Origin of the sequence: Mycolicibacter heraklionensis, from assembly GCF_019645815.1 — a bacterium.
In the GTDB taxonomy this organism is placed as follows: Bacteria; Actinomycetota; Actinomycetes; order Mycobacteriales; family Mycobacteriaceae; genus Mycobacterium; species Mycobacterium heraklionense.
Genome location: NZ_CP080997.1, coordinates 914,186 through 938,692, shown reverse-complemented (window position 1 = coordinate 938,692; position 24,507 = coordinate 914,186). Strand labels below are relative to the sequence as shown.

23 protein-coding genes are annotated in these 24,507 nt (G+C 68.0%); 4 read left to right on the top strand and 19 right to left on the bottom strand.

All coding sequences use genetic code 11. The annotated features are described in order from the left end of the window. Window positions 1-26: 26 nt before the first annotated feature. The 4 genes from K3U94_RS04510 to K3U94_RS04495 form a co-directional block, all read right to left on the bottom strand. Window positions 27-464, bottom strand: a complete 438-nt coding sequence (locus tag K3U94_RS04510; protein WP_047317507.1) for a type II toxin-antitoxin system Rv0910 family toxin — start codon at window positions 462-464, stop codon at window positions 27-29. A 26-nt stretch (window positions 465-490) separates the two neighbouring features. Beyond that, a complete protein-coding gene (locus tag K3U94_RS04505) occupies window positions 491-2,905 on the bottom strand; it encodes a cation-translocating P-type ATPase (protein WP_220695717.1) in 2,415 nt (804 codons plus the stop codon). A gap of 93 nt (window positions 2,906-2,998) precedes the next feature. Beyond that, window positions 2,999-4,111, bottom strand: coding sequence for an MBL fold metallo-hydrolase (locus K3U94_RS04500; RefSeq protein WP_220695716.1), 1,113 nt, complete (start codon window positions 4,109-4,111; stop codon window positions 2,999-3,001). 67 nt (window positions 4,112-4,178) lie between these two features. Then, on the bottom strand, window positions 4,179-4,910 hold the full coding sequence (locus tag K3U94_RS04495) for an enoyl-CoA hydratase (protein ID WP_047317510.1): 732 nt from the start codon (window positions 4,908-4,910) through the stop codon (window positions 4,179-4,181). A gap of 28 nt (window positions 4,911-4,938) precedes the next feature. Between K3U94_RS04495 and K3U94_RS04490 the strand changes: the two genes are divergently transcribed. Then, a complete protein-coding gene (locus tag K3U94_RS04490; RefSeq protein WP_220695715.1) occupies window positions 4,939-6,417 on the top strand; it encodes an acetyl-coenzyme A carboxylase carboxyl transferase subunits beta/alpha in 1,479 nt (492 codons plus the stop codon). 157 nt (window positions 6,418-6,574) lie between these two features. Here the strand turns inward: K3U94_RS04490 and K3U94_RS04485 are convergent, their stop codons facing one another. From K3U94_RS04485 to K3U94_RS04475, 3 genes are all read right to left on the bottom strand, one after another. Beyond that, the gene (locus K3U94_RS04485) at window positions 6,575-7,429 is read right to left on the bottom strand and encodes an EamA family transporter (protein WP_047317511.1); all 855 of its coding nucleotides are present in this window, start codon (window positions 7,427-7,429) and stop codon (window positions 6,575-6,577) included. Between the two features lie 188 nt (window positions 7,430-7,617). After that, window positions 7,618-9,387, bottom strand: coding sequence for an ABC transporter ATP-binding protein (locus tag K3U94_RS04480; RefSeq protein ID WP_230987404.1), 1,770 nt, complete (start codon window positions 9,385-9,387; stop codon window positions 7,618-7,620). Then, window positions 9,384-11,099 (bottom strand): ABC transporter ATP-binding protein, encoded by a 1,716-nt coding sequence (locus K3U94_RS04475; RefSeq protein ID WP_230987569.1) that lies wholly within the window; start codon window positions 11,097-11,099, stop codon window positions 9,384-9,386. The genes K3U94_RS04480 and K3U94_RS04475 overlap by 4 nt, the downstream gene beginning before the upstream one ends. Window positions 11,100-11,246: 147 nt before the next feature. Here K3U94_RS04475 and K3U94_RS04470 point away from each other — a divergent pair, with 147 nt between their 5' ends. Together K3U94_RS04470 and K3U94_RS04465 are read left to right on the top strand one after the other, a co-directional pair. Next, window positions 11,247-11,948: a response regulator transcription factor gene (locus K3U94_RS04470; protein ID WP_109413587.1), complete on the top strand. Its 702-nt coding sequence runs from the start codon at window positions 11,247-11,249 to the stop codon at window positions 11,946-11,948. 17 nt (window positions 11,949-11,965) lie between these two features. Beyond that, complete coding sequence (locus K3U94_RS04465) at window positions 11,966-13,300, top strand: sensor histidine kinase (RefSeq protein WP_047317721.1); 1,335 nt, start codon at window positions 11,966-11,968, stop codon at window positions 13,298-13,300. On the opposite strand, the gene K3U94_RS04460 is transcribed toward K3U94_RS04465, so the two are convergent. From K3U94_RS04460 to pdxH, 12 genes are all read right to left on the bottom strand, one after another. After that, window positions 13,297-13,995, bottom strand: a complete 699-nt coding sequence (locus K3U94_RS04460) for a TetR/AcrR family transcriptional regulator (protein ID WP_220695713.1) — start codon at window positions 13,993-13,995, stop codon at window positions 13,297-13,299. The two genes, K3U94_RS04465 and K3U94_RS04460, sit on opposite strands and share 4 nt — an antisense overlap. A 44-nt stretch (window positions 13,996-14,039) precedes the next feature. Then, on the bottom strand, window positions 14,040-14,945 hold the full coding sequence (locus K3U94_RS04455) for an SDR family NAD(P)-dependent oxidoreductase (RefSeq protein WP_220695712.1): 906 nt from the start codon (window positions 14,943-14,945) through the stop codon (window positions 14,040-14,042). Then, window positions 14,942-15,838, bottom strand: a complete 897-nt coding sequence (locus K3U94_RS04450; RefSeq protein WP_220695711.1) for a metal-dependent hydrolase — start codon at window positions 15,836-15,838, stop codon at window positions 14,942-14,944. Before K3U94_RS04450 ends, K3U94_RS04455 begins: the two co-directional genes overlap by 4 nt. Before the next feature lie 31 nt (window positions 15,839-15,869). After that, window positions 15,870-16,766: a metal-dependent hydrolase gene (locus tag K3U94_RS04445; protein ID WP_220695710.1), complete on the bottom strand. Its 897-nt coding sequence runs from the start codon at window positions 16,764-16,766 to the stop codon at window positions 15,870-15,872. Between the two features lie 207 nt (window positions 16,767-16,973). Then, window positions 16,974-17,693, bottom strand: a complete 720-nt coding sequence (gene arfC, locus K3U94_RS23525) for a channel accessory protein ArfC, sunset domain variant (RefSeq protein ID WP_230987402.1) — start codon at window positions 17,691-17,693, stop codon at window positions 16,974-16,976. Then, window positions 17,693-17,845, bottom strand: a complete 153-nt coding sequence (gene arfB / locus K3U94_RS04435; RefSeq protein WP_047317518.1) for a channel accessory protein ArfB — start codon at window positions 17,843-17,845, stop codon at window positions 17,693-17,695. Before arfB ends, arfC begins: the two co-directional genes overlap by 1 nt. A 12-nt stretch (window positions 17,846-17,857) precedes the next feature. Then, window positions 17,858-18,931, bottom strand: coding sequence for a channel-forming protein ArfA/OmpATb (gene arfA / locus K3U94_RS24050; protein WP_434084904.1), 1,074 nt, complete (start codon window positions 18,929-18,931; stop codon window positions 17,858-17,860). 81 nt (window positions 18,932-19,012) lie between these two features. After that, window positions 19,013-19,519 (bottom strand): channel-forming protein ArfA/OmpATb, encoded by a 507-nt coding sequence (gene arfA / locus K3U94_RS04425; RefSeq protein ID WP_220695709.1) that lies wholly within the window; start codon window positions 19,517-19,519, stop codon window positions 19,013-19,015. After that, window positions 19,520-19,888 carry an FKBP-type peptidyl-prolyl cis-trans isomerase gene (locus K3U94_RS04420; protein WP_047317521.1) on the bottom strand — a complete coding sequence of 123 codons (369 nt, stop codon included), beginning with the start codon at window positions 19,886-19,888 and terminating at the stop codon, window positions 19,520-19,522. Window positions 19,889-19,893: 5 nt separating this feature from the next. Beyond that, window positions 19,894-21,192: a citrate synthase gene (locus K3U94_RS04415; RefSeq protein ID WP_047317522.1), complete on the bottom strand. Its 1,299-nt coding sequence runs from the start codon at window positions 21,190-21,192 to the stop codon at window positions 19,894-19,896. Between the two features lie 108 nt (window positions 21,193-21,300). After that, the gene (locus K3U94_RS04410; RefSeq protein ID WP_220695708.1) at window positions 21,301-22,593 is read right to left on the bottom strand and encodes an MFS transporter; all 1,293 of its coding nucleotides are present in this window, start codon (window positions 22,591-22,593) and stop codon (window positions 21,301-21,303) included. Window positions 22,594-22,609: 16 nt separating this feature from the next. Then, the gene (gene pdxH, locus K3U94_RS04405) at window positions 22,610-23,269 is read right to left on the bottom strand and encodes a pyridoxamine 5'-phosphate oxidase (RefSeq protein ID WP_267878345.1); all 660 of its coding nucleotides are present in this window, start codon (window positions 23,267-23,269) and stop codon (window positions 22,610-22,612) included. An 85-nt stretch (window positions 23,270-23,354) separates the two neighbouring features. Here pdxH and K3U94_RS04400 point away from each other — a divergent pair, with 85 nt between their 5' ends. Then, window positions 23,355-24,470 (top strand): citrate synthase 2, encoded by a 1,116-nt coding sequence (locus K3U94_RS04400; RefSeq protein ID WP_220695707.1) that lies wholly within the window; start codon window positions 23,355-23,357, stop codon window positions 24,468-24,470. Window positions 24,471-24,507 lie beyond the last annotated feature (37 nt).

Sequence of the window (24,507 nt, the reverse complement as noted above, 5' to 3'; positions counted from 1 at the left end):
TGCGGGAGGGCTGGCCGTGCAACCAATTAACCCGACGCGAAAACGGTGACGAACTTGCGCAGCGACTCGTTGATGTCGCTCTTGAGCGCGGCGGCCACCAGCATGCCGATCGGGCCGAACAACGCCGGACCGCCCAGGTGCACGTCGAAACTGACCTTGGAGCCGTCGCCCTCCGGCGAGACCTTGGCGAGCAGCTTGATCTTGACCCCGCCCTTACCGTCGCCGTTGAGCGTCATCCCGGTGGGCGGCTTGTAGTTCACGATCGTCCACCTGACCTTGTTGAGCATGCCCTTGACCTCGACGATCGACTCCAGCGTCGTGCCCTTGTCGAGGGTCTCGGGCAGCACACTGCGCCACACCCGGTGAATGGTCAGCCACTCTTTGTAGCGGGACAGATCCGAGGCGTGCGTCCAGGCCTGTTCGGGAGGCAGCGGGACGTCGATGGATCCGGAGAGCTTGGCCATGTCGTTCTTTCCCCTTGTGTCACGGTTTATCGCTGGGACATTGTGGTCGTTGGCGATTCCCGCCACAACTTCGGCCGCTCACCGAGCATGCCGCCCCGGGCCCACCACATCGCCTCGATGGCGGCCGCACCGAGCGCGCCGATACCAAGCGCCAGCAGTGTCAGGGCTACGTTGGAGGGGTCCAGCAAGAACTTCTCCCGGGTCAGCGGCATCGCGAAGATCGCCACATAAGCCAGCCCGCAGCTGATCACCAGCAGCAGCCGCCACCATTGATAGGGCCGCGCCACCACCGCCAGCACCCATCCCGCCGTGGTCAGCAATGTGATCAACGCACTGGTGGACGCCTGGATCTGCTGGACCGACGTGGCTTCGCTGCCGCGGTAGGCCACCAGGTAGGAGGCGAATGTGGCGACGCCCACCACCACGCCGGCCGGCAGCGCCCCGCTCATCACCCGCCGTACGAATCCGGGGTGCGCCCGCTCGTTGTTCGGCGCGAGCGACAGGATGAACGCCGGGATGCCGATGGTGAACCACGCAGCGACCGTGACGTGGATCGGCTGGAACGGATACAGCAATGGTTTGGTGCCGAACAGTGCCGACGCCAACCCGACCAACCCGACCAGCAGTGCCAGCAGCACGGAATACACCGTTTTGGTCAAGAACAGGTTCGCCACCCGCTCGATGTTGCCGATCACCCGGCGACCCTCGCCCACCACGTAGGGCAGGGTGGCGAATTTGTTGTCCAGCAACACGATCTGTGCCACCGAGCGCGCCGCCGAGCTCCCCGCCCCCATGGCGACACCGATGTCGGCATCCTTGAGCGCCAGCACATCGTTGACGCCGTCGCCGGTCATCGCCACCGTGTGGTCGTGCGCCTGCAAGGCGTGCACCATGGCCCGCTTCTGATCCGGGCGCACCCGGCCGAACACGGTGTGTTCCTCCAGTGCGCCGGCCAGTTGGTCCGGTTCGGACGGCAGTTTGCGGGCATCTATCGCGTCCCCGGACAGCCCCAGCTCGGCGGCCACCGCACCCACCGAGACCGCGTTGTCGCCGGAAATGACTTTCACCGACACTTCCTGCGCAGCAAAGTAATCCAGGGTTTCCCGGGCGTCGGGTCGGATCCGCTGTTCCAGCACCACCAGCGCCGCCGGGGTCACCTGTCCCGGGGCGTCGGGATGGTCGACGGGCTGGTCGCAGATGCCCAGCAGCAGCACCCGCAGGCCGCGCGCCCCGATCCGTTCGGCCTGTTCCGCGGCCGCCGATGACGGGTCGAGCAGCACGTCGGGAGCACCGATCACCCAGTTGCCGTGCTCCCCGTACGAGACACCGCTCCATTTGGTCGCCGACTTGAACGGAGCGCAAGCGCTGGACGTCCAGCCCGGCGAGGTGGGGAACGCCTCGGCGATGGCCTGGATGCTGGCGTTGGGGCGGGCATCGTCGGCGGCCAGCGCGGCCAGCGCTTGGCGTACCGGAAGACCTTCGCCGCCATCGAGTTCGGTGACCTCCGACACCCGCATCCCGTTCTCGGTGAGGGTGCCGGTCTTGTCGGCGCAGACGACGTCGACGCGGGCCAGTCCTTCGATCGCGGGCAGTTCCTGCACCAGGCACTGCCGTTGCCCAAGCCGCACCACACCGACCGCGAATGCCAGCGAGGTCATCAGCACCAGGCCTTCGGGAACCATCGGCACCAGGGCGCCCACCATCGCCAGCACCGACGCCCGCCAGCCCACGTCGGTGGTGAACAGCTGCGTGTAGATGATCAACAGGCCGGCCGGAATCAACAGGTAGGTGATGAATTTCAGGATCTGGTTGATACCGCTGCGCAGTTCGGATTTCACCAGCGTGAACTTGCTGGCCTCCTCGGCCAGTTTGGCGGCGTACGCCTCGCGACCAACCCGGGTGGCCCGGTAGGCACCGCTGCCGGAGATCACGAAGCTGCCCGACATCACCTGGTCGCCAAGATCTTTGCCGATCGGGTCGGCTTCACCGGTGAGCAGGGACTCGTCGACCTCCAGGTCGGATGACTCGATGACCTCGCCGTCGACGACGATCTGGTCGCCGGGACCCAGCTCGATGACGTCGTCGAGCACCACCTCGGCCGGCGGGAGCTGCTGCGTCCCGGACTGCCTGCGCACCAACGGTTTCGCTTGGCCGACGATAGCCAGCTTGTCCAGCGTCTGTTTGGCCCGGATCTCCTGCACCATTCCGATGACGCTGTTGAAGACGATGAGCAACCCGAACAGCCCGTTGATCAGTGAGCCGGTGGCGAGCACGATGACCAACAGCACGCCGAGGATCGCGTTGATCCGGGTGAAGACGTTGGCCCGGATGATCTCGGGGATGCTGCGCGCGGCGCGGGCAGGGATATCGTTGGTCTGGCCCTGCGCGACCCGCTGAGCGACTTGCGCGTCGGTGAGGCCTGTGGTTCGCGCTGTCGTCAACGGGTGAGCCTTCCCAGCTTGTCGTGATCGACGTACTCCAAAGCACCGGCCAGCACAGTGGCCCCGGCCGTAGCCGCCCACCTCGTCATGGTGCTACAGCCTCCACCACGCTGTTGGCGCGGCGGCGCCGAGCCGCACTGAACCACCGGGTTTGGGCACCGCCGTCGCTATCCCCGCGGTGTCGGCGGCGGCCAGCAGCCGGTCCACCGGCTCGGCCCAGCGGTGTGGCGCCAACCGGAACGTGCCCCAGTGAATCGGCACCAGCAAGCCCGACGGCGAGGCATTCAAGTCGAGATGAGCCTGGACCGCCTCCTCCGGGTTCATATGGACGTCGGGCCAGGCGGTGTTGTACGCCCCGATCGGCAACAGCGTGACGTCGAACGGGCCATGCTGGGCACCGATCGTGCCGAAGCTGCCGGTATATCCGCTGTCCCCGCCGAAGTAGACCCGGTGGTCGGGTCCGGCGATCACCCATGACGCCCACAGGGTCTGGTTGCGGGTCAGGAACCGTCCGGAGAAATGCCGCGCCGGGGTGCAGGTGACGGTGAGTTCGCCCAGCGTGGTGTTCTCGTCCCAGTCGAGCTCGATCACCCGTTCCGAGGGGATGCCCCACGTCCGCAGGTGCGCCCCCACGCCCAGCGGGACGACGAAGGGCGCCCGCTGGCTGCGGGCGAGCGCGGTGACGGTGTCGATGTCGAGGTGGTCGTAGTGGTCATGGCTGACGACGATCGCGTCGACCGCGGGCAGCGCACCGAGCCCCACCGGCGGCGGGTGCAGCCGTCGGGGCCCGACGGCGTCCGACGGCGAGCAGCGTTCGCTCCATACCGGGTCGGTCAGAACGCGGTAGCCGTCGATCTCCACGAGTGCCGTCGCATGTCCCAGCCAGGTGATCGCCAGCGGCTCGACGTCCACGCTGAAATCGGGCACCTCCAGCGGGATCGGCACCGAGGGCCGTCGCCCGACGCGGTCGGCGAACAACTCGCGCAACATCAGCCGCTGTTGTTCGCGGTCCATATTGACCATCGCGGCGCGTTCGACGTTGTGAAAGATCCCGTCGCGGTAGTTCCTCGACCGGGTGGCCACCGCATCGATAGCGCTGGGCGCCGCGCCCAACGCGGCGGGTGTGCCGCGCAGCGCACGAAGCGTCCAGCCGCCGGCTGCCAGGGACGCTGTAGCCCCCGCCAGACGAAGTCCCCCGCGCAGCATGACGACGAGTCTATGGGGGCGACCCGGGGGCTCCCCCGCGTTTGCGGTCACCGCGCGGTCATCGTCGTTAGGCGCCCTGGAACTTCGGCGGGCGCTTCTGGACGCGAGCCACCTGAGCCTCGATGACGTCTTGGCTGCTCCATGCCTTGTCGAACAGCTCCTTGTGCACCGGCTGCTGCTCCTCGTAGGCGCCGTCGTCGTTGAGCACCCGCTTGGCGTGCTGCAGCGCCAGCGGCGCCAGCCCGGCGATCTCGTGCGCCCAGGCCTGCGCGTCGGCAAGGGTTCCGATCCGGTTGGCCATGCCGGTCAACAGCGCCGCGTCGGCCGGCAGCTGCTCCGCGGTCAGCATCATCGCCCGGGCCCGCCCGTACCCGACCAGCGAGGTCAGCCGCCGGATGCTCCAGTTGTCCAGCGCCAGGCCGTACTTGGCGACCGGGAACTGGAAGAACGCCTCGGGGGCCACCACCCGCAGGTCGCAGACCATCGCCAATTGCAGACCGGCGCCGATCGCGGCGCCGTTGATGGCGCCGATCACCGGCACCGGGACGTCGGCGATGCTCTGGTGCAGGGCGACCAGCTTGTCGGGGTAGTCGGCGGCGAACGCGTCACCGGACAGATCCGCGCCGGCACAGAACACCGTGCCCTGCCCGGTCAGCACGATCGCCCGGACATCGTGGGTGGCGGCATCCAGGACCGCCTCCCGCAACTCGGTGACGAGCTGGGAGTTCAATGCGTTGCGCCGCTCGGGGCGCTGCAACTCGATAGTCGTGACGGCTTCATCGCGGGTAACACCGATCATGGCGAACCAGCCTAATTACGCTTTCGGTGTGAGCCGGATCGGGGCCGACGAACTGCGCGACGCGGTGCTGGACCGCGACTCTTTCCTCAGTTGGGACGCCGCGCCGCTGGCCGTGCCGATCAGCGACAGTTATGCCGCCGAGCTGGCCGCGGCGCGGGCTGCCACCGGCCGCGACGAGGCGGTCCTTACCGGGGAGGGGCGGATCAACGGCCGCCGGGTCGCGGTGATCGCCAGCGACTTCGACTTCCTGGCCGGCTCCATCGGGGTGGCGGCCGCCGAGCGGATCACCGCCGCCGTCCAACGGGCCACCGCAGAGCGACTGCCGCTGCTGGCGTCGCCGAGCTCGGGCGGCACCCGGATGCAGGAAGGCACCGTCGCATTCCTGCAGATGGTGAAGATCGCCGCCGCTGTCGAGCTGCACAAACGTGCCCACCTGCCCTACCTGGTGTACCTGCGCCACCCCACCACCGGCGGAGTGTTTGCCTCCTGGGGTTCGCTGGGGCACGTCACACTGGCCGAGCCGGGGGCGTTGGTGGGCTTCCTGGGGCCGCGGGTCTACGAACAGCTTTACGGTGCCCCGTTCCCGCCGGGCGTCCAGACCGCCGAGAACCTGCAGGCATACGGCGTGATCGACGGGGTCATCCCGCTGAAGTGGCTGCGGCGCATCTGCGCGCGGGCGCTGAAGGTGATGCTCGACGATCCCGGTCCTGCGCCCCCGACGCCGGCCGCCGAGCCGATTCCCGACATCCCGGCGTGGGACTCCGTGCGCGCGTCGCGGCGTCCGGACCGGCCGGGCGTGGGGTTTCTGCTGCGGCACGGCGCCACCGAGCGGGTCTTCCTGTCGGGCACCGGCAGCACCGAACGCGGTGCCACGATCCTGCTGGCGTTGGCGCGCTTCGGCGGCCAGCCCGCCGTGGTGTTGGGACAGCTGCGCGGGGCCGATCGGCTGACCGACCCGGTTGCGCTGCGCGACGCTCGCCGCGGCATGGCGCTGGCCGCGGGCCTGCGGCTGCCGCTGGTGCTGGCTATCGACACCCCGGGGCCCGCGCTGTCGGTGGAGGCCGAGCAGGGCGGATTGGCCGCCCAGATCGCGGCGTGCCTGGCTGAGCTGGTCACGCTCGAGGTGCCGACGGTGTCGGTGCTGCTGGGCCAGGGCAGCGGCGGTCCGGCGCTGGCGATGGTGCCGGCGGATCGGGTGCTGGCGGCGTTGCACGGCTGGCTGGCGCCGCTGCCGCCGGAGGGGGCCAGCGCCATCGTGTTCCGCGATACCCGGCACGCCCCGGAACTCTCCGCCGCGCAGGGCATCCGTTCGGCGGATCTGCGGGCCCACGGGATCGTGGATGTGGTCGTGAGCGAGCACCCGGACGCCGCCGAGGAGCCGATCGACTTCGCCAAGCGAATGTCGCAGGCCATCGCCGTCGAGCTGGACGCGCTGCGCAGGGTGCCCACCGAGCAGCGGATGGCGGCCCGGTTGGAGCGCTACCGCCGGATCGGGCTCCCAGGTTGAGGTCCGGCCGGACTTCGTAGGGCGTCCCGGCTGGACCCATAGGGATAGTTGCCCGGCTTTGCGCGACAAGTCGCAGTGGGACCCGCCGGGCAGCCGCAGTTGTCGCGCAAAGGCGGGCAACTCTGCTGTTCCCCCCAGCCGGGGGACCAGCGGCCGGCTACCCGGTGATCATTGCGACGGCCACTCCCGCCAGCACCATCCCCATCACCTGCCGGAGACGCACCCGCTCCCCCAGTAAGACGACCGCCAAGATCACGGTGGCGGCCGGGTACAGCGAGATCAGCACACTGGCCAGTGACAGCAGCGCGTGCTTCAAGGCGAACAGCATGGTGACGTTGGCGGCGGTGTCGAGCAGCGCGATCAGGAACGCCAGCCGCAGCGGTGTCCCCGACGGGACCCGGAGATTGCGGCTGGCCGCCGCGACGACGATCACCAGGACGGTGGCCGCGCCACGCGCGAACAACAGCGGCCACAGCCCGGAATCCGACGGAGTGCGATCCAGAAAGACGAAGTTCAACCCCAGGGCCACCCCTGAGGCAACGGTCAACCAGAGCACGCGGTGGGTGAGTCCCGGCCGATGGACGCCGTCGTCGCCGGCATGCCAGCTGATCAACACCACCGCGCCCAATGCCACCGCAATACCTGCGCTGGCAAGCAGGCCGGGCCGCTCCCCCAGGATCCGCCCGACGCACACCGGCACGCTGGCATCCACCACCGCGGCCAGCGGCGACACCACCGAGATCGGGCCGGCGGCCATGGCGGCGTAGAACCACCAGATACCCAGGGCCTGGCTGAGCCCACCGAACATGCCCAAGACGACGGTGCTGGTCGTGATGTGCCCGCCGCCGATCATGGCGAGCATTCCGAGCATCACCATGGAGACCGGGGTGGACACCAACACCACCCGCAGCGCGGCGACCCGCCGCGACGCGACACCGCCCACGAAGTCGCTGATCCCGAAACTGGTGGCCGACGCCAACGCCAGTCCCTGCGCGGTGGGTGAACCGATCACGCAGCTGCCTTGGCGGCGATGGTGGCCTTAACGTTGGATGTGACGATCACGGCGGAAAGCCTAAGTGGGCAGTTTGCTTGGAAACTCCTGCGTTTGCGGGATCTTTGCGGCCCACGTCCCCATGTTCGCAGGTCGGTGCTTTAAAATTCACCTGGATTTAACCCAGCCGCGCACGCAGCACGGGCCGCTCAGGCCAACGAGCGCAGCCACGCGTCATGCAGGGCGGCGTAGTGTCCCTCAGCGCGGATCAGCTCGGCCGGTGGCCCGTCCTCGATGATGCGCCCGCCCTCGATCACCAGAACCCGGTCGGCGATCTCGACCGTGGAGAGCCGGTGGGCGATCACCAGCGCGGTCCGCTGGGCCAGTACGCTGCGCAGCGCCTTCTGCACCATCCGCTCGCCGGGGATGTCCAGCGACGACGTCGCCTCGTCGAGGATCAGTACCGCCGGGTCGGCCAGGAAGGCCCGAGCGAACGCAACCAGCTGGCGCTGACCGGCCGAGAGCCGCCCACCCCGCTTGGCGACGTCGGTGTCGTAGCCATCCGGCAGGGCGGTGATGAACGTGTCGGCGCCCACGCTCGTCGCCGCGGCAACCACCTCGGCGTCGGTCGCGCCGGGGCGGCCGAAGCGGATGTTGTCGGCGACCGTCCCGGTGAACAGGAAGTTTTCCTGGGTGACCATCACGACGTGGCGACGCAGTGCGGCCTGGGTGAACGCACGCAGGTCGACGCCGTCAAGGGTCACCGCTCCCGACACCGGGTCGTAGAACCGGGCAATCAGCTTGGCGATGGTGGACTTGCCGGCGCCGGTGCTGCCGACCAGCGCGACGGTCTGGCCGGCCGGGATGTTCAGCGACAACCCGTCCAGCACCGACTGTCCATCCCGGTAGCCGAAATGCACGTCGCGCAAGGCGATCTCACCGCGCACCTGATCGGCTACGTCCGCGTTCTGCGGGCCGGGCGGGTCGGTGACGGCGGGCGTTTCAGCCAGCACCCCGGCCAGTTTCTGCAGCGCCGCGGTCGCCGAGGAGAAGATGTTGAGGAACTGGCTGATGTCCTGCATCGGGTCGAAGAACATCCGCAGATAGAGCAGGAACGCGGTGAATGTCCCGATCGTCATGTGCCCGTGCAGAACTCGCCAGCCCCCGTAGAGGAGCACCACACCGGTGGTGAGGTTGCCGACCAGTTTGATGCCGGGCGAGAAGATCGCGACCAGTTTGAACGCCCTCTCGTTCACCGCACGGTAGCGGTCGGCGACTTCCGTGAAGATCTGCTGATTGCGGGCCTCACGGCGATAGGCCTGTACCGCCTTGATTCCGGTCATGGTCTCGGTGAACTGCACGATCACCCGCGCCGCATGCTCGCGGACCGCGGTGTAGGTCTTGGCGGACTCGTCCTGGAACCACCGCAGTAGCACCACCAGCACCGGGAAGGCGGTCAGACACATCAGGCCGAGCCGCCAGTCCAACATGATGAGCAGCACCGCGGTGCCTGCCATCGTGAGTGCGGCGCTGACCAGTCCGTCGAGTCCGGACTGCAGCATCTCTTGGATCGCGTCGACGTCGTTGGTCAGCCGGCTGACCACCCGGCCGGAGGTGTAGCGCTCGTGAAACCCCACGTCCAGGTGCTGGAAGTGACGGAAGACCCGTCGCCGCAATTCCAGCAGCACCTGTTGCCCGATCTTGCCCGACCACTGCAGGAAGACCATCCGGGTGCCGGCTTGGGTGAGTACGACGACCGCGAGCGCAGCCACGATCACGCTCAGCTGCCGGGTCGAGCCGTCCTCGGCGATCGGCGGGATACCGCGGTCGATGCCGCGCTGCGCGAGCAGCGGAACCGCCAGCCGGGCAGCGTTTTCCACCACGACGGCCAGCGCCAGCAGCAGCGCCGCGCCGCGGTAGGGGCGCAGCAGCGACCACAGCAGGGCCCGCGCCGCGGCCCGGCCCGGGTCGGCCGTCACCGCCGCGCCCAGTCGACGAGGTGTTCGGCGCCGTCGTCGAGCTCGTCGTCGGCCGCCAGCAGGTAGCGGTATCGCGGCACCTCGGCCAGCAGCTCGGCGTGGGTACCGACCGCGGTGATGGTCCCGTCCTCGACCAACGCCACCCGATCGGCCAGTGCCACGGTGGAAGCCCGGTTGGCCACCACCAGCGCGGTGATCGGGCGCGGTCCGGTTCGCAGCAACCGGCGCAGCGCGTCGGTCACGGCGGCCTCGGTGTGCACATCCAGGGCAGACAGCGTGTCGTCGAGCACCAGGATCGTCGGCGCCGCCACCAGGGCCCTCGCCAGCGACAGCCGTTGGCGCTGCCCACCCGACAGGCTCATGCCCTGCTCCCCGATCCGGGTGTCCAGCCCCGACGGCAGGTCATAGGCAAAATCTGCCGACGCCACGGCCAGCGCCCGGGCCAGTTCCGCGTCGTCGGCATCGGGCTGCCCCAGCCGCAGGTTCTCGGCCACCGACATCGAGAACAGGGTCGGGTCGTCGAAGGCCGTGACCACCGCCGAGCGCAACGCCGCCAGCGTCAGCGTCCGGATGTCCCGGCCGCCGATGAGGATCTGTCCCTCATCTACGTCATAGAGCCGGGACAGCAGCATCGCCAGCACCGACTTCCCGGAGCCGGTGGCGCCCACCAGGGCGACGGTCTCGCCGGGTTCGACGGTGAGATCGACCCCGCGCAGCACCCACGGGCCGGCGGTGTCTTTTTCAGCGGCGAACCGGAATCCGACGCCGCGCAACTCCAGCCGGCCCGATGGTGGCACCGGGTCGTCGCCGTCGGTGATCTCCAGGGGCGCCCGGAATATCTCGGTGATCCGATCGGCGGCGGTCATCGCCTCATGGGTGGCCGACAGCAGGAAGCCCAGCGCCGACAGCGGCCAGATCAGCGACAACATCAGCGTGATGAACGCGACCAGCGTGCCCATGGTGACCAGGTGGTGCCCGGCGGCGTACGCGCCGACCGCGACCACCGAGATCAGTGTGAAGTTGGGGATCACCTCCAGCAGCGTCCAGAACTTCGACGACACCACCACCTTGTCGACGCCCAGGTCGCGCAGCCGTGCGGCTTGGGCGTCGAAGCGCGCGAACACGTAGTCCTCGCGTCCGAACGCCTTGATGGTGCGCAGGCCCGCCGCGGACTCCTCGACAACGGTGGCCACCTGGCCGGCCTGGTCCTGCGCTTGGCGGGTCAGCCGGGTGTACTGGCGGCGGAAGTGCTGGATGGCCAGCATCACCGGCACGAGCGACGCAGATACCACCACGCCCAGCGGCCAGTACAGCACCAGCAGAATCGTCGTCACCACGATGATCTGCACCGTATTGAGGACCAGGAACACCACCACGAACGACAGGAAGCGGCGCACGGCGGAAAGGTCGTTCATGATCCGCGACAGCAGCTGGCCGGACTGCCAACGGCCATGAAAGCTCAGCGGCAGGATCTGCAGCCGGGCATACAGGTCCTTGCGGATGTCGGCTTCAACGCCCATGGTGCCGTGCGCGATCAGCCAGCGCCGCACGAACCACAGCAGCGCCTCGATGACCCCCAGCGCGGTTGCCGCCGTGCCCAGCGTCCACAGGCCGGGCTGGTCATGGTGCAGCACCGGGCCGTCGATGACGGCCTTGGTCATCAGCGGGATGATCACAGCGGCGGCCAGGCAGAGCACGGCCACCGTCACCATGGTGATCCACCGCACCCGGTAGGGCCGCAGGTAGGGCAGCAGGCTGCGCAGCGCCGAAGCCGAGGTCACGGACTCGACCCTAGATCGATGGCGGCGACCCGCGGCACGTCCCGCGCTTAACGGCCACGTTCAGGCAAAATGGCGGTCATGGACAACGCCGCTGCCTCACCCCGAGTCTTGGTCGTCGACGACGACTCCGATGTGCTCGCCTCGCTGGAACGCGGACTGCGACTGTCCGGTTTCGAGGTGGCGACGGCGGCCGACGGCGCCGAGGCGTTGCGCAGCGCCAAGGAGGCTCGTCCCGACGCCATCGTGCTCGACATCAACATGCCGGTGCTCGACGGCGTCAGTGTGGTGACGGCGCTGCGGGCGATGGGTGACGACGTGCCGGTCTGCGTGTTGTCCGCCCGCAGTTCGGTCGACGACCGGGTAGCCGGGCTGGAGGCCGGCGCCGACGACTACCTGGTCAAGCCGTTCGTGCTTGCCGAGCTGGTGGCCCGGGTGCGAGCGATGCTGCGGCGGCGCGGGTCGGCGGCCAGTTCCTCCTCGGAGACCATCACGGTGGGTCCGCTGGAGGTCGACATCCCGGGCCGCCGCGCCCGGGTCAAGGGTGTCGACGTGGACCTGACCAAGCGGGAGTTCGACCTGTTGGCCGTGCTCGCCGAACACAAGACCGCGGTGTTGTCGCGGGCGCAGCTCCTCGAGCTGGTCTGGGGCTACGACTTCGCCGCCGACACCAACGTCGTCGACGTGTTCATCGGCTATCTGCGACGCAAGCTGGAGGCCGGTGGCGCTCCGCGGCTGCTGCACACCGTGCGCGGGGTCGGCTTCGTCCTGCGAACGCAGTGAGGACCACCATGAACGCCATGAAGCTGCTGCGGCGCATCTTCGCCAGGACACCGTCACTGCGGACCCGGGTGATGCTGGCGACGGCGATCGGCACCGCGATCGTGACGGTCATCATCGGCGCCATCGTGTGGGTCGGTATCACCAATGACCGTAAGTATTGGCTGGACCGGCGGCTCGACGAGGCGGCCGGCCTGACCGTCCCGCTGATCGGCTTGGGTGAACTGCCCCGATCGGCCGGTGCCAGCGACGCGGTCATCACGCTGCGGCGGGCCAACGAAGTGACGTCGAACTCCGCGGTGGTGCTGCCGGAACTGGAGCCGGGCTACGCCGACACCGAGATCGACGGCGTGCGCTACCGGGTGCGCACCGTCGACATCCCCGGCCCGGGGCCGCGGTCGCTGGCCGTCGGCGCCACCTACGACGCCACCCTCGCCGACACCAACAACCTGCACCGCCGGGTGATCCTGCTCTGTACGGCCGCGATCGGCGCGGCCGCGCTGTTGGGCTGGCTGCTGACGGCGTTCGCGGTGCGCCCCCTGCGGCGGCTGGCGCAGCAGGCCCGATCGATCGACGCCGGCGACGAACGACCCGACATCGAGGTGCGCGGCGCCACCGAGGCGGTCGAGATCGCCGAGGCGATGCGCGGCATGCTGCAGCGGATCTGGACCGAGCAGGACCGGACCAAGGAGGCGCTGGCCTCCGCACGCGACTTCGCCGCGGTCTCCTCCCATGAGCTGCGCACCCCGCTGACCGCGATGCGCACCAACCTCGAGGTGCTGACCACCCTGGATCTGCCCGACGACCAGCGCAAGGAAGTTCTCAACGACGTGGTGCGGACCCAGACGCGGATCGAGGCGACGCTGTCGGCCCTGGAGCGCCTCGCGCAGGGCGAATTGTCCACCTCCGACGATCACGTGCCGGTGGACATCACCGATCTGCTCGACCGGGCGGCCCACGACGCGATGCGGGTCTTCCCCGACCTGAATGTCTCGTTGGTGCCGTCGCCGACCTGCATCATCGTCGGGTTGCCGGCGGGCCTGCGGCTGGCCGTGGACAACGCGATCGCCAACGCGGTCAAGCACGGCGGTGCGACCCAGGTGCAGTTGTCGGCGGTCACCTCACGCGAAGGCGTCGAGATCGCCATCGACGACAACGGCGGCGGGGTCCCCGAGGAAGAGCGCCGCGTCGTCTTCGAGCGGTTCTCCCGGGGATCGACGGCGTCACACTCGGGGTCCGGTCTCGGGTTGGCGCTGGTGGCTCAGCAGGCCGAATTACACGGCGGCACAGCGTCTTTGGAAGACAGCCCGCTCGGCGGGGTGCGCCTGCTGCTGCGGCTGCCGCCGCCGCGCTAATTCGTCCTCAGCAGCTTCTCGTCGGGATCGAAGACAACCCCCCGTGCGGCTGCGGTCGCGGACAGCGCGCCCCAGAGGAAAGTGCTGAGCTGTTCCACCAGCACGGCTTTGCTGATTGTCGGGGTGTTCAGCCAACGCAGCACGCCCAGCGCCACCGCCCCGAGAGCGGCGTCGACAACGTATTCCAGGTTCGTACTGTCGCCGCTGCGGGCGCCGATGATCTGCGCCCAGACGCCAACCGTCGCGTCCGACAGCGGTCGGCCTCCGTCGATCAGATCGGTCGCAGAACGCCCGTCCCGGAAATGGGAGCCGACCAGAAATCGAAAGAGGTTGGGCCGCTCATCCACCAAGTCGACATAGGCGGTCAATGCCGAGCGGACCATCTGCTGCGCGGTGCCGGCAAAGTCGAAGCGCGGCACCACGTGCTCGATAACCAGTTCCTGCACCCGTGCAGCCGCTGCCCGGAAAAGGGTGTCCTTGTCCCCAAAGAATCGATACAGCTTCGGGCGGGGCACTTCGGCAGTCTTGACGACATCGTCGATAGACAGGTCCGGACCGTACTTTTCGATTGCGCGAAGGGTGGCTTCGATCAAGTCAGCCTGCACCGCGGCCCGGTGCTCACGCCAACGATCGCTCCGAGCGTCTCCCGTCAATGCGGGCAGCCGCCCGCGGCCAGAAGCCGCATCCGTCGACATGACTGCCATGGTAATCCGCATGAACCCGCTACCTCGCTCATGCCTTACCGCAATTGTGGTATTCGCTTTCCTAGCCGATCCAAGAACCGCGCGCCGAGTTTCTCCAGCGTCTCCACCGAGAACGGCTGAGCCATGCGTCGATTGACACCGGGTGCGATACGCAGCATGAAGTAGCCCAGCCAGGCCTCGGTGCGCACCGGCACGATCGCGAGATCGAACCGCGCGGCCCGCACCACGGCCCGGGCAACGAGATCAGGACTCATCGGAGCGAACGGAAGGCTTTCGGCGAGTTCTTGCAACTTCCGTTGGGCCGCGATACCGCGCTCCTTCAGTTCTTCGTCGACGCCGACGGTTACCGAGTTTTCGCCGATGCTGGTGTTGATCACGCCCGGACAGATGGCGCTGACCCCGACACCTTTTGGCCCGAGCTCTAGCCGCAGGCATTCGGTCAGCATCTTGACCCCCGCCTTGGACACCGAGTACGGGGCCATCACCGAAGTCGGGGTGAATGCCGCCGCCGAGGCGATGTTGACGATGTGGCCGCTGCCCCGCTCGACCATCTGCGCACCGAAAACCCGGCAGCCGTGAACCACTCCCATCAGGTTGACTTTCAGCTGGCGGTCCCAGTCTTCCGGGCTGAGCTGAAGAAACGGGCCGGCCACCAGCATGCCGGCATTGTTGACCAGCAGATCGGCGCACCCGTGTTCGGCGAGCACGTCAAGGGCGAACACCTCCCATGCGTCAGCGTCGGTGACGTCGAGTTGTGCTGCCGAGGCCTTGTGCCCGTTGCCGCGGATGGTCGCCGCGGTAGCCGACGCCGCCTCCGCGTCGATGTCGGACACCACCACATGGGCGCCCAGCTTGCCGAGTTTGATCGCCGTGGCACGTCCGATACCGCTGCCGGCGCCGGTGACCACCACCAGCCGCGGCCGGAATCCGTTGATCTTCACTTGAGGTGATCCACCAGGGCGCCCTGGGCGCCGAACAGATCGTCTCGCCACTGCGCAACCAGCTGATCGGTGTCGACGTCGTCGGGATGGAAGCCGGGTCTCATGTAGACGCGCAGGTCTGCCATCAGCCCCTTGACCAGCGGGCCGCGGAACACGCCGTAGGTCTGGCGCAGCACTTTGATCGGACGCCAGCCACGCCGATCGGTTAGGATGGACATCATCACCAGCGCCGTGGTGATGGGAATGGTCACCTCGTACATCACGGCCATCACCCCGATCCGGATCCACTCCGGGCCGCCGACCGTCCGATACACGTCGAACGCCACCGACTTGTGTTCCAGTTCCTCGGTCGCATGCCAGTTGAGCAGGTTCCACACTTCGGGATCACCGGGGATGGCCTGAATCTCCTTGCGCGACAGCACCCGGTCGGCCAGCGTCGCCGTGTAGTGCTCCGCGGCGGCGGTCATCGCCAGATGGACCAGCCCCGGTGTCCGGTTCTCGAATCGCAGGATCATTCGCTGACGCCTGCTGTCATGCGGGAACGTGAAGAGTCGCACCAACGAATATCCCATCGCGATGAGCTTCTCGTTGAGCGCCCGATGCTGCTGGCCGTGGACCGACTCCTGGCCGATGAACGCCGCCACCCGCTTCTTCAACGTGGGATCGGTGACCCGATCGGCAAACCTGCGAACCGACCGGATGAAGGACTCCTCCCCGGGCGGAAACACCGCCGACAGCATTGCCACCAGGTGGCTGAACACGATGTCACCCTCGACGAAGTGGTGATTCATCGGTTGCGGTTCCCCGAAATGGAACTTGATCCGCCGTACCTTGGGGTACGGGGGCGCAGGCGCTGCAGCTTGGGTGACTGTCGTTAGCCGGTTGGCAACCATGTATCCCTCTCCTTGGGCCGCGCTGGACGGGTTATTTCAGGTGATCCACCAAAACGCCATCGGCGCCGAAAAGCTCGCGCCGCCACTGGTCGAGGATCCGGCCGGTATCGATGTCATCCGGGTGGAATCCCGGCCGCAGGTACTTCGCCAGTTCACGTGCGGCACCCTTGAATATCGGCCCGCGGAACAGTGCATGGGCTTCGCGGACCAGCCGCAGCGGCTGTCGTCGGGCGTTCGGGTCGCGGGCCAGCGATACCGCCAAGGCCGTCACGACGATCGGGAGCGTGACGACGCCAAGCACCGCCATCACCTCGATACGGACACGCTCCGAACCGCCCATCGCGCGATAGACGTCGAACGCCACCGATTTGTGTTCAAGTTCTTCCAGCGCATGCCAGTTCAGCAGGTTCCATACTTCCGCGTCGCCCGGAATCTCCTGCAGTTCGTCGCTGGAGAGGATGCGTTGTGCAAGAACGGCGGTGTAATGCTCCGCGGCCGCGGTCAGCGCCAGATGCCCATAACGGCCCAGCCGGCGTTCGAGCCAGAGCAGTCTTTTCTCCATCGGCTCCGAATCCCACCACGCGATGGGATATCCCATGGCGACAAGTTTGTCGTTCAGCCGACGATGCTCCTGCCCATGCGTGGATTCCTGGCCGATGAATCCGGCCACCCGCTTCTTCAACACCGGATCCGAGATCTGATCGGTGAAATGCCGCACCGATCGGATGAAACCTTCCTCCCCCGGCGGGAAACCACCCGAGAGCCCAGCCACGAAGTGACTGAACACGATGTCGTCGTCGACGAAGTATTTGCCGGACGCAGCACCTTCCCCGAAGTTGAAGCGGAGCCGCCGAGTCTTGGGGTAGCTGGGCTTGGCGCCTGCCGGGGCGGCCGCGACCGCGGCTTTGCCCGAATGCCCGTTCGCCATGATGACCGCCTTAGTCAGACGTTCAGTACCTAGTACTGTAAGTACTAGGTACGGTACGCCCGCGGAACCCGCCGCACAAGACCTAAGGGAATTCGGCCCGGCGGCCCCGGGTTAGCGCAGCGGCGACTCAACCCTGCTGGTCACAGCACGGGGACATGGTGGGCACACCGGTGAGGTTTCAACTGTCAGCAGACCTCACCGGCGGCGTTACTTCTTCTTCTTGCGCCAACTGTCCCAACGGGCGAAGCCGGCCGCTGCGGCCGTCTCCTCGTCCTTGAACCACACTTCGGCGACCGTCGCGTCGTAGGCCGGGCTCGCCGGACCGTGGTAGAGCATCGAGTCCTCGTTGCCCTTGACCGTCCAGCCGATCGGACCGCTGCCGCCGGGGCCGGCCTTGGTCGACCCGGGACCGTAGGGCCCGGGCGGCACCTCCTCGACCCCGCCGACCAGCTTGGCCGCACCGCCGCCTTTCGCCCTGCCCTTGTCCCAGCGGGTGAATCCGGCTGCCTCGGCGGCCCTCTCCTCCGCGAACCACACCTCGGCGATCGTCTGGTCATACCAGGGGCTGTCCGTGGTGTGGTAGAGCATCGAGTCCTCGTTGCCCTTGATCGTCCAGCCGGTCGGGCCGACCCCGCCGGCACCCGCGCGTGCCGAGCCCACGCCGTAGGGCGCTCCGCCGACCGCCATCGTGGTGGTCTCGGCTTCCGAGGGAAGCGTGCCGCCGGTGAGCTTGGCCGTCGAGCCCGCGCCGGTGCCCGCACCGGCGGACGGGATGGGGGCTGTGGGTGCGCCGGCCGCGGCGCCGGCGGCACCCAGGGTCGCCGACACCGGTACCTCGCGTTTGACCCGCCGGATGGTGAAAGCGAAGGTCAACAACAGACCCAGCAGAAATGACAGTCCCATCAACCAGCAATTGACGCCGTGCATCAGTGGGCTCCTATCTCACGCGAGCCGGGAAGCGCCGCGAGGGCTTCTTCCTTGCTGGTGCGGCGAATCGAGACGATGGTCAGCAACCAGGCGACCGCCGAGCCCACCGCGAATGCCAGCAGATACCACAGCCAGTGAATGACGAAATCCATTGCAGATTCTCCTTAGCTAACGGTGATCGCGACGCGACGGTTTTGGGCACGGCCGTCCGGTGTCGCGTTGCTGGCGACCGGGTCGGCCGATCCGAACCCCTTCGACGTGACGCTGTCGGCGGGGACACCCTGCGACACCAGGAAGTCAGCGACGGACTTGGCGCGCGCGGTGCTCAACGGCACGTTGATGCCGTCATTGCCGGTGTTGTCGGTGTAGCCGTTGACCGCTACGCGGGCGTTGTGGCATCCCTTCAACTTCTCCGCCACCCGGCTCAATTGCTGCTGGGTGCCCACCGCCAGCGTGTAGCCGTTGGTGACGAACCTGACCGGCGTGCTCATCAACGCGGTGATGTCGGCCTGCAGGTTGCCGCAGTCACCGGCCGGGCCCGGAGCCGGCGTCTGCGCCGGTGCGCTACCCGATGGTGCGGGCGCCGGGGCCGGCGTCGGTGTCGGCGTGGGCGTCGGGCTCTCAGGTGCGCTGGGGGCCGCCTGGGCCTCCTCAGTCGAGACCTGAATGTTGTTGAGTAGGTTGAGGTTCGGCCACGCCGCCTTCGCAGCCGCCGTCACGGCGGACTTGACCGCCTCGGACGCCGCGGTGCCGATCAGCGTGACGGTGTCGCCGTCGATCTTGAATTTGAAGTCCGGCATGGTCACCGCGGCTTTGAACAACGATCCGAGCGCGGCCACGTCGGGCACCTTGACGCCGGGTTTGATGTTCAGGTTGTCGACGAGTTCGATCCCGCTGCCGAACACGCCCTTGAGCATGTCGAGCAGTCCGGTTCGCGTGGCGATATCAGGCACGTCTCCGTTGAGAGTGACGACGTTGCCGTTGCGCAGAATCGCCAGCGGGGCGAAGGACAACGCCGGCAGGCTCACACTCGGTACCGACGGCGCGGCGACATTCGGTGCATTGATATTCGGCGCGTTGATGTCGAGTTTGGAGCGATCCGTTATTCCGTAGCCGATCAGCGCCAGTAGCAACGGAATTGTCACCAGGGCCAAGAGCCAGCCGAAGCCGGGAGGCCGGCGGTAGAACCGCGAGACCTTTCGCCAGCCAGTCACAGTGCGATTTTCTGAGCCCGGCATGGATCCTCCTTGAAGACCGAAAAACACCCGCGAGTCCAGGACACCGCGAGTGTAGGAGTTTCGATTTGTCAATGGAGGCAATTAGTCGTTATTGGTGGACTTCCCCCCGCCCGGAGAGCTGGCCACGAGCTCGTTGACGATATGGGCCCGCGGCCAGGCGTCCTCGGCCGCGGTCTGAACGGCCGCCGCCTCGTCCGCCTTCGCCGCGGTCCCGCCCAGCGTGACGGTGTCGCCGTTGATCCCCAAGGTGAAATCGCCGATACCCGCGGCCGCCTCGAACACCGGTGCCGCGACCGAGAAGTCCACGGCCGCCGCTCCGGGTGCCACACCGAGTTGGTCGACGACGGTGACGTCGTCGCTGGCGGTGATCACCGCGTCCAACAGCTCTCGTTTGGCCGCAGGATCGGCCACGTCACCGGCCAGGGTGATCTCACTGCCGCGACGGATCACTGACACCGGGACCGACGCTGTCGGCCCAGCGGCGGGCTGCGGGACCCCGATGGGTTGGTGCGCGCGTTCGAGCAGGCCGTAACCGATCGCAGCGAGCAGCACCGTTACCAGCGCCGCGCCGATCAGCCGGGCACGCACTCAGCGGGTGCCGAGCAGGTCGATCACAAAAACCAGAGTCTTGCCGGCCAGCGGGTGCCCGGTTCCGTCCGGCCCGTAGGCCAGCTCCGGCGGGATCACCAGCTGACGGCGGCCGCCCACCTTCATTCCCGGGATGCCGTCCTGCCAGCCGGCAATGAGCCCGTCCAGCGGAAATTCCAGCGATTCGCCGCGGTTCCACGAACTGTCGAACTCCGCGCCGCTGTCGTAGTCGACACCGAGGTAGTGCACGTTGACGACCCCACCGGGTACGGCCGCGGGGCCCTCCCCGACGACGATGTCCTCGATGACCAGTTCGGCGGGTGCCGGGCCGGTCGGAACGGTGATCTGCGGCTTGGCCGGATTCGTCATGGTGGTTATCGTCCGCCGATGCCGACGTAGTCGCGCTCGGTGTAGCCGGTGTAGATCTGACGGGGCCGGCCGATCTTGCTGTCGCCCTCGTCGTGCATCTCGCGCCAGTGCGCGATCCAGCCGGGCAGCCGGCCCAGGGCGAACAGCACCGTGAACATCTGGGCCGGGAAACCGATCGCCCGGTAGATCAGGCCGGTGTAGAAGTCGACGTTCGGGTAGAGCTTGCGCTCGACGAAGTAGTCATCGGTCAACGCGGCCTCTTCGAGGTCCTTGGCGATGTTGAGCAGCTCGTCGTCACCGCCGAGCTTGCCGAGGATCTTGTCGGCCTGCTCCTTGACGATGCGCGCCCGCGGGTCGTAGTTCTTGTAGACCCGGTGACCGAAGCCCATCAGCTTGACGCCGTCTTCGCGGTTCTTGACCTTGCGCACGAAGTCGGTGACGTTGCCGTTCTGCTCGTCGCGGATCTGCTCCAGCATCTCCAGCACCGCCTGGTTGGCGCCGCCGTGCAGCGGGCCCCACAGCGCGTTGATGCCACCGGAGATCGAGGTGAACAGGTTGGCCCGCGAGGAACCCACCAGCCGCACCGTCGACGTCGAGCAGTTCTGCTCGTGGTCGGCGTGCAGGATGAACAACATGTCCAGGGCGCGGACCACCTCGGGGTCGGCCTCGTAGGGCTCGGCAGGCAGGCCGAACGTCATCCGCAGGAAGTTCTCCACCAGGCTCAGCGAGTTGTCCGGGTACAGGAACGGCTGGCCGGCCGACTTTTTGTAGGCATAGGCGGCGATGGTGGGCAGCTTGCCCAGCAGCCGGATGGTCGACAGCTCAACCTGGTCGTTGTCCGACGGGTCCAGTGAGTCCTGGTAGTAGGCGCTCAGCGCGTTGACCACGCTGGAGAGCACCGGCATCGGGTGGGCGTTGCGGGGGAAGCCGTCGAAGAACCGCTTCAGGTCCTCGTGCAGCATGGTGTGCCGCTGAATCCGGCCGGTGAACGCGGCCAACTGTTCGGACGTGGGCAGCTCGCCGTAGATCAGCAGGTAGCTGACCTCGATAAAGGTCGACTTCTCGGCCAGCTGCTCGATCGGGTAGCCGCGGTAACGCAGGATGCCGGCGTCTCCGTCGATGTAGGTGATGGCGCTCTTGACCGGTGAGGTGTTGGCATAGCCATTGTCGAACGTGGTGTATCCGGTCTTGGCGAGCAGCGAACCGATGGCGAGCGCGTCGGACCCCTCGGTCGCCTTGACGATCGGCAGTTCTAGCTCGCCGCCCGGATACCGGAGAGTGGCGGTGTCATCGGTTGCGGCCACAAGGAACCCCTTTGCGCTATTCGGCTGACCAGATTGGGCGTATAGGACGTGTATAGGAAAAGGTAGTCGGTTCCGGGCCGGCGCGCCCGCCCGGGGCCGGGGTATCTCCTATCGGCGTTCCGGTGACGGTGGCCGGCGTACATCACCGGGCCGGTGATAGCGCAGGAATGCGGGCGCTGCCAGGGCCGCAAGCACCACGCCCACCACCACCAGGGCCCCGCCACCGGCGGACGCCGCGGCCGTCCCCACCACTGCGCCGGCGGCACCGTGCACGGCATCGGCGAGCCGGGGGCCGCCGGCGACGATCACGGTGAACACCCCCTGCAGCCGGCCGCGGATCTCGTCGGATGCGGCCTGCTGCAGCATCGTCGATCGGAAGGCCGCCGAAACCATGTCCGCGGCGCCGCCGACTGCCAGGAACACCAGCGCCACCCACAGCGCTCGGCCGGCATGTCCTCCGCCGTGGCCGACCGCGAGCCCGAAGCCGATCATGGCAACGCCCCAGACCACGATCGCAGCCACCACGGCCAGGCCCTGACGGGTGATCCGCGGCAGCCATCCCGAGAACACCCCGCCCAGCACCGCCCCGCCCGACATCGCCGCGGCCAGCAGGGCCATGGTGGTGCCGCCCTCGACCGGCCCGCCGAAGTCCGCGCTCGCGATCTGCGGGAACAGCGCCCTGGGCATGCCGAGGATCATCGCGATCAGGTCCACGACGAACGACATCAGCACCACGGTGTTGCCGGCCAGGTAACGGAATCCGTCCAGCACGGCCGCGATCCCGAAACTGGACGGGCCGGCCGAGTCGACCGGTGGCATGGGAGCCAGCCGGAATGTCGCCCAGATCGGGAAGATGCAGGTCACGGTGTCGATCAGGTACAGAGTGGACAGATCCACCCAGCCGAGCAGCAGCCCGGCCAGCAGCGGGCCGACGATCGCCCCGAACTGCATGACGGTCATGTTCAGCGAATTGGCGGCGGGCAGATCGTGGCCGGCCACCAGCCGCGGAATCGCCGCGGACCGGGTCGGGGAATTGACCGCATAGAACCCCTGCTGCACGCCCAGCAGTCCGAGCACGACCCACACGTTGTCGAAAGCAGCCGCGGCCTGCACCCACAACAGCAGCGAAGCCACCGCCAGCCCGCAGGAGGCGATGATCAGCAGCTTGCGGCGGTCCATGGCGTCGGCCCACGCGCCGCCGAGCAGTCCGAAGACGATCAACGGCACCAACGCGAAAAGTCCGGACAACCCGACGTAGGCCGAGCTTCGGGTCAGCGCATAGATCTGCACCGGCACCGCGAAGATGGTCAGGTTCGCCCCGATAACAGTCGGGATGCCGGCCAGCCACAACCGCCGAAAGTCGGGGCTGCGCAGCGGGGTGGTGTCGGCGAAGATCCTCACCGCGGCGGCACCGGACTCACGGCTGGAGCCGCTCCACCCGCCCGCCGGTCACCCGAATCCGGTTGTGCAACCGGCCTTCCCGGCCCTGCCAGAACTCCACCACCTCGGGAGCGATCCGATAGCCGCGCCAGTTCGGCGGCGCGGGGATCGACTCGGCCCCGGAGAATTGGGCCGTCACCGCGTCCAACTGCGCCAGCAGTGCGGCCCGCGACGCGATCGGCTGCGACTGCTGCGACGCGCAGAAACCCAACTGGGACGCCCGCGGTCGGTGCGCCCAGTACTCGGCGCTGACCGATTCGGCGAGCTGGGTGACCGGTCCTCGAATGTGGACTTGGCGGCCCAGCTGATACCAGGGAAACGTCGCCGATGCGTAGGGCGTCGCGGCCAGCTCAGCGGCCTTGGCGGAGTCGGAGTCGGTGAAGAACGTCACGCCGTTCTCGTCGAGGTTCTTGCACAGCACCGAGCGGCTGACCGGGCGGCCGCCCTCGACCGTCGCCAGCACCATGGCGTTGGGTTCGGCTATCCCGGCGCGCTCGGCGTCGCCGATCCAGTTGCGCAGCAAAACCTCCCAGCCCGCCTCGAGCCAGTCCGCGTCGAGGTCGCCGCTGTTGTCCTTCTCCTGGTATTCCACTCGCATCGCCGCCAGGTGCTCGTTGTCTGGGCCCGTCCTGTGCACCGCCCAACGCTACGCCTCGCCGCAGACCAGCCCTCGTTACCGGCCGGTAGCAACGGCTCGGCACCGGGGTGGAAGAATCCGGTGTATGACTGCTGCGGTCCCGGAGAACTTTGTCGCCGGCTTGGAAGGCACGGTGGCCTTCACTACCGAAATCGCTGAACCGGACAAGGACGGCGGGGCGCTTCGCTACCGCGGCGTCGACATCGAGGACCTGGCCGGCAAGGTCGGCTTCGGCGACGTGTGGGCCCTGCTGGTCGACGGCGACTTCAACCGTCCGCTGGCGCCCGCCGAACCGCTGGAGCTGCCGATACGCACCGGCGACGTCCGGGTCGACGCCCAGGCTGGGGTGGCGATGCTGGCCCCGCAGTGGGGCTTTAAGCCGTTGCTGGACACCGACGACGCCACCGCCCGCGACCAGCTGGCCCGCGCGTCGGTGATGGTGCTGTCCTACGTCGCACAGTCGGCCCGTGGGCAGGCGTCCGCGGTGTCGCAGCAGGCGATCGACAGGTGCACCACCATCACAGAGCGGTTCATGACCCGCTGGCGCGGTGAGCCCGACCCGCGTCACACCGAGGCGATCGACGCCTACTGGGTGTCAGCGGCCGAGCACGGAATGAACGCTTCGACCTTCACCGCCCGGGTGATCGCCTCCACCGGCGCCGACGTCGGCGCAGCGCTGTCCGGCGCGATCGGCGCCATGAGCGGCCCGCTGCACGGCGGCGCCCCGGCACGGGTGGTACCGATGATCGCCGAGGCGGAGCGCACCGGTGACGCGCGCGCGGTGGTCAAGGGCATCCTGGACCGGCGCGAGAAGCTGATGGGCTTCGGCCACCGGGTATACCGCGCCGAGGACCCGCGCGCCCGGGTGCTGCGGGCCACCGCCAAGCGACTGGCGGCCCCGCGTTTCGAGGTGGCTGCGGCGCTGGAACAGGCGGCGCTGGCCGAGCTGCGGGAGCGTCGCCCGGACCGGGCCATCGAGACCAACGTGGAGTTCTGGGCGGCGGTGATCCTCGACTTCGCCGAGGTGCCCGCGGCGATGATGCCGGCGATGTTCACCTGTGGCCGCACCGCGGGCTGGTGCGCCCACATCATGGAGCAGAAGCGGCTGGGCAAGCTGGTGCGCCCATCGGCGATCTACGTGGGCCCGGGGCCGCGCAGCGCGGAATCCGTTGCGGGCTGGGAACACGTCACCAAAAGCTGACCCGGCTGTCCTTGCGCCGAACGTGTAACCAGGGCGA

Excerpts from the sequence above, each read along its gene's own strand:
- arfB (WP_047317518.1), bottom strand. The coding sequence starts at position 17,845 with ATGGATTTCGTCATTCACTGGCTGTGGTATCTGCTGGCATTCGCGGTG.
- K3U94_RS04445 (WP_220695710.1), bottom strand. The coding sequence starts at position 16,766 with ATGGCGAACGGGCATTCGGGCAAAGCCGCGGTCGCGGCCGCCCCGGCA.
- K3U94_RS04420 (WP_047317521.1), bottom strand. The coding sequence starts at position 19,888 with ATGACGAATCCGGCCAAGCCGCAGATCACCGTTCCGACCGGCCCGGCA.
- K3U94_RS04470 (WP_109413587.1), top strand. The coding sequence starts at position 11,247 with ATGGACAACGCCGCTGCCTCACCCCGAGTCTTGGTCGTCGACGACGAC.
- K3U94_RS04465 (WP_047317721.1), top strand. The coding sequence starts at position 11,966 with ATGAAGCTGCTGCGGCGCATCTTCGCCAGGACACCGTCACTGCGGACC.
- K3U94_RS04400 (WP_220695707.1), top strand. The coding sequence starts at position 23,355 with ATGACTGCTGCGGTCCCGGAGAACTTTGTCGCCGGCTTGGAAGGCACG.
- arfA (WP_434084904.1), bottom strand. The coding sequence starts at position 18,931 with ATGCCGGGCTCAGAAAATCGCACTGTGACTGGCTGGCGAAAGGTCTCG.
- K3U94_RS04450 (WP_220695711.1), bottom strand. The coding sequence starts at position 15,838 with ATGGTTGCCAACCGGCTAACGACAGTCACCCAAGCTGCAGCGCCTGCG.
- K3U94_RS04495 (WP_047317510.1), bottom strand. The coding sequence starts at position 4,910 with ATGATCGGTGTTACCCGCGATGAAGCCGTCACGACTATCGAGTTGCAG.
- K3U94_RS04475 (WP_230987569.1), bottom strand. The coding sequence starts at position 11,099 with ATGGTGACGGTGGCCGTGCTCTGCCTGGCCGCCGCTGTGATCATCCCG.
- K3U94_RS04460 (WP_220695713.1), bottom strand. The coding sequence starts at position 13,995 with ATGTCGACGGATGCGGCTTCTGGCCGCGGGCGGCTGCCCGCATTGACG.
- arfC (WP_230987402.1), bottom strand. The coding sequence starts at position 17,693 with ATGCACGGCGTCAATTGCTGGTTGATGGGACTGTCATTTCTGCTGGGT.
- K3U94_RS04500 (WP_220695716.1), bottom strand. The coding sequence starts at position 4,111 with ATGCTGCGCGGGGGACTTCGTCTGGCGGGGGCTACAGCGTCCCTGGCA.
- K3U94_RS04510 (WP_047317507.1), bottom strand. The coding sequence starts at position 464 with ATGGCCAAGCTCTCCGGATCCATCGACGTCCCGCTGCCTCCCGAACAG.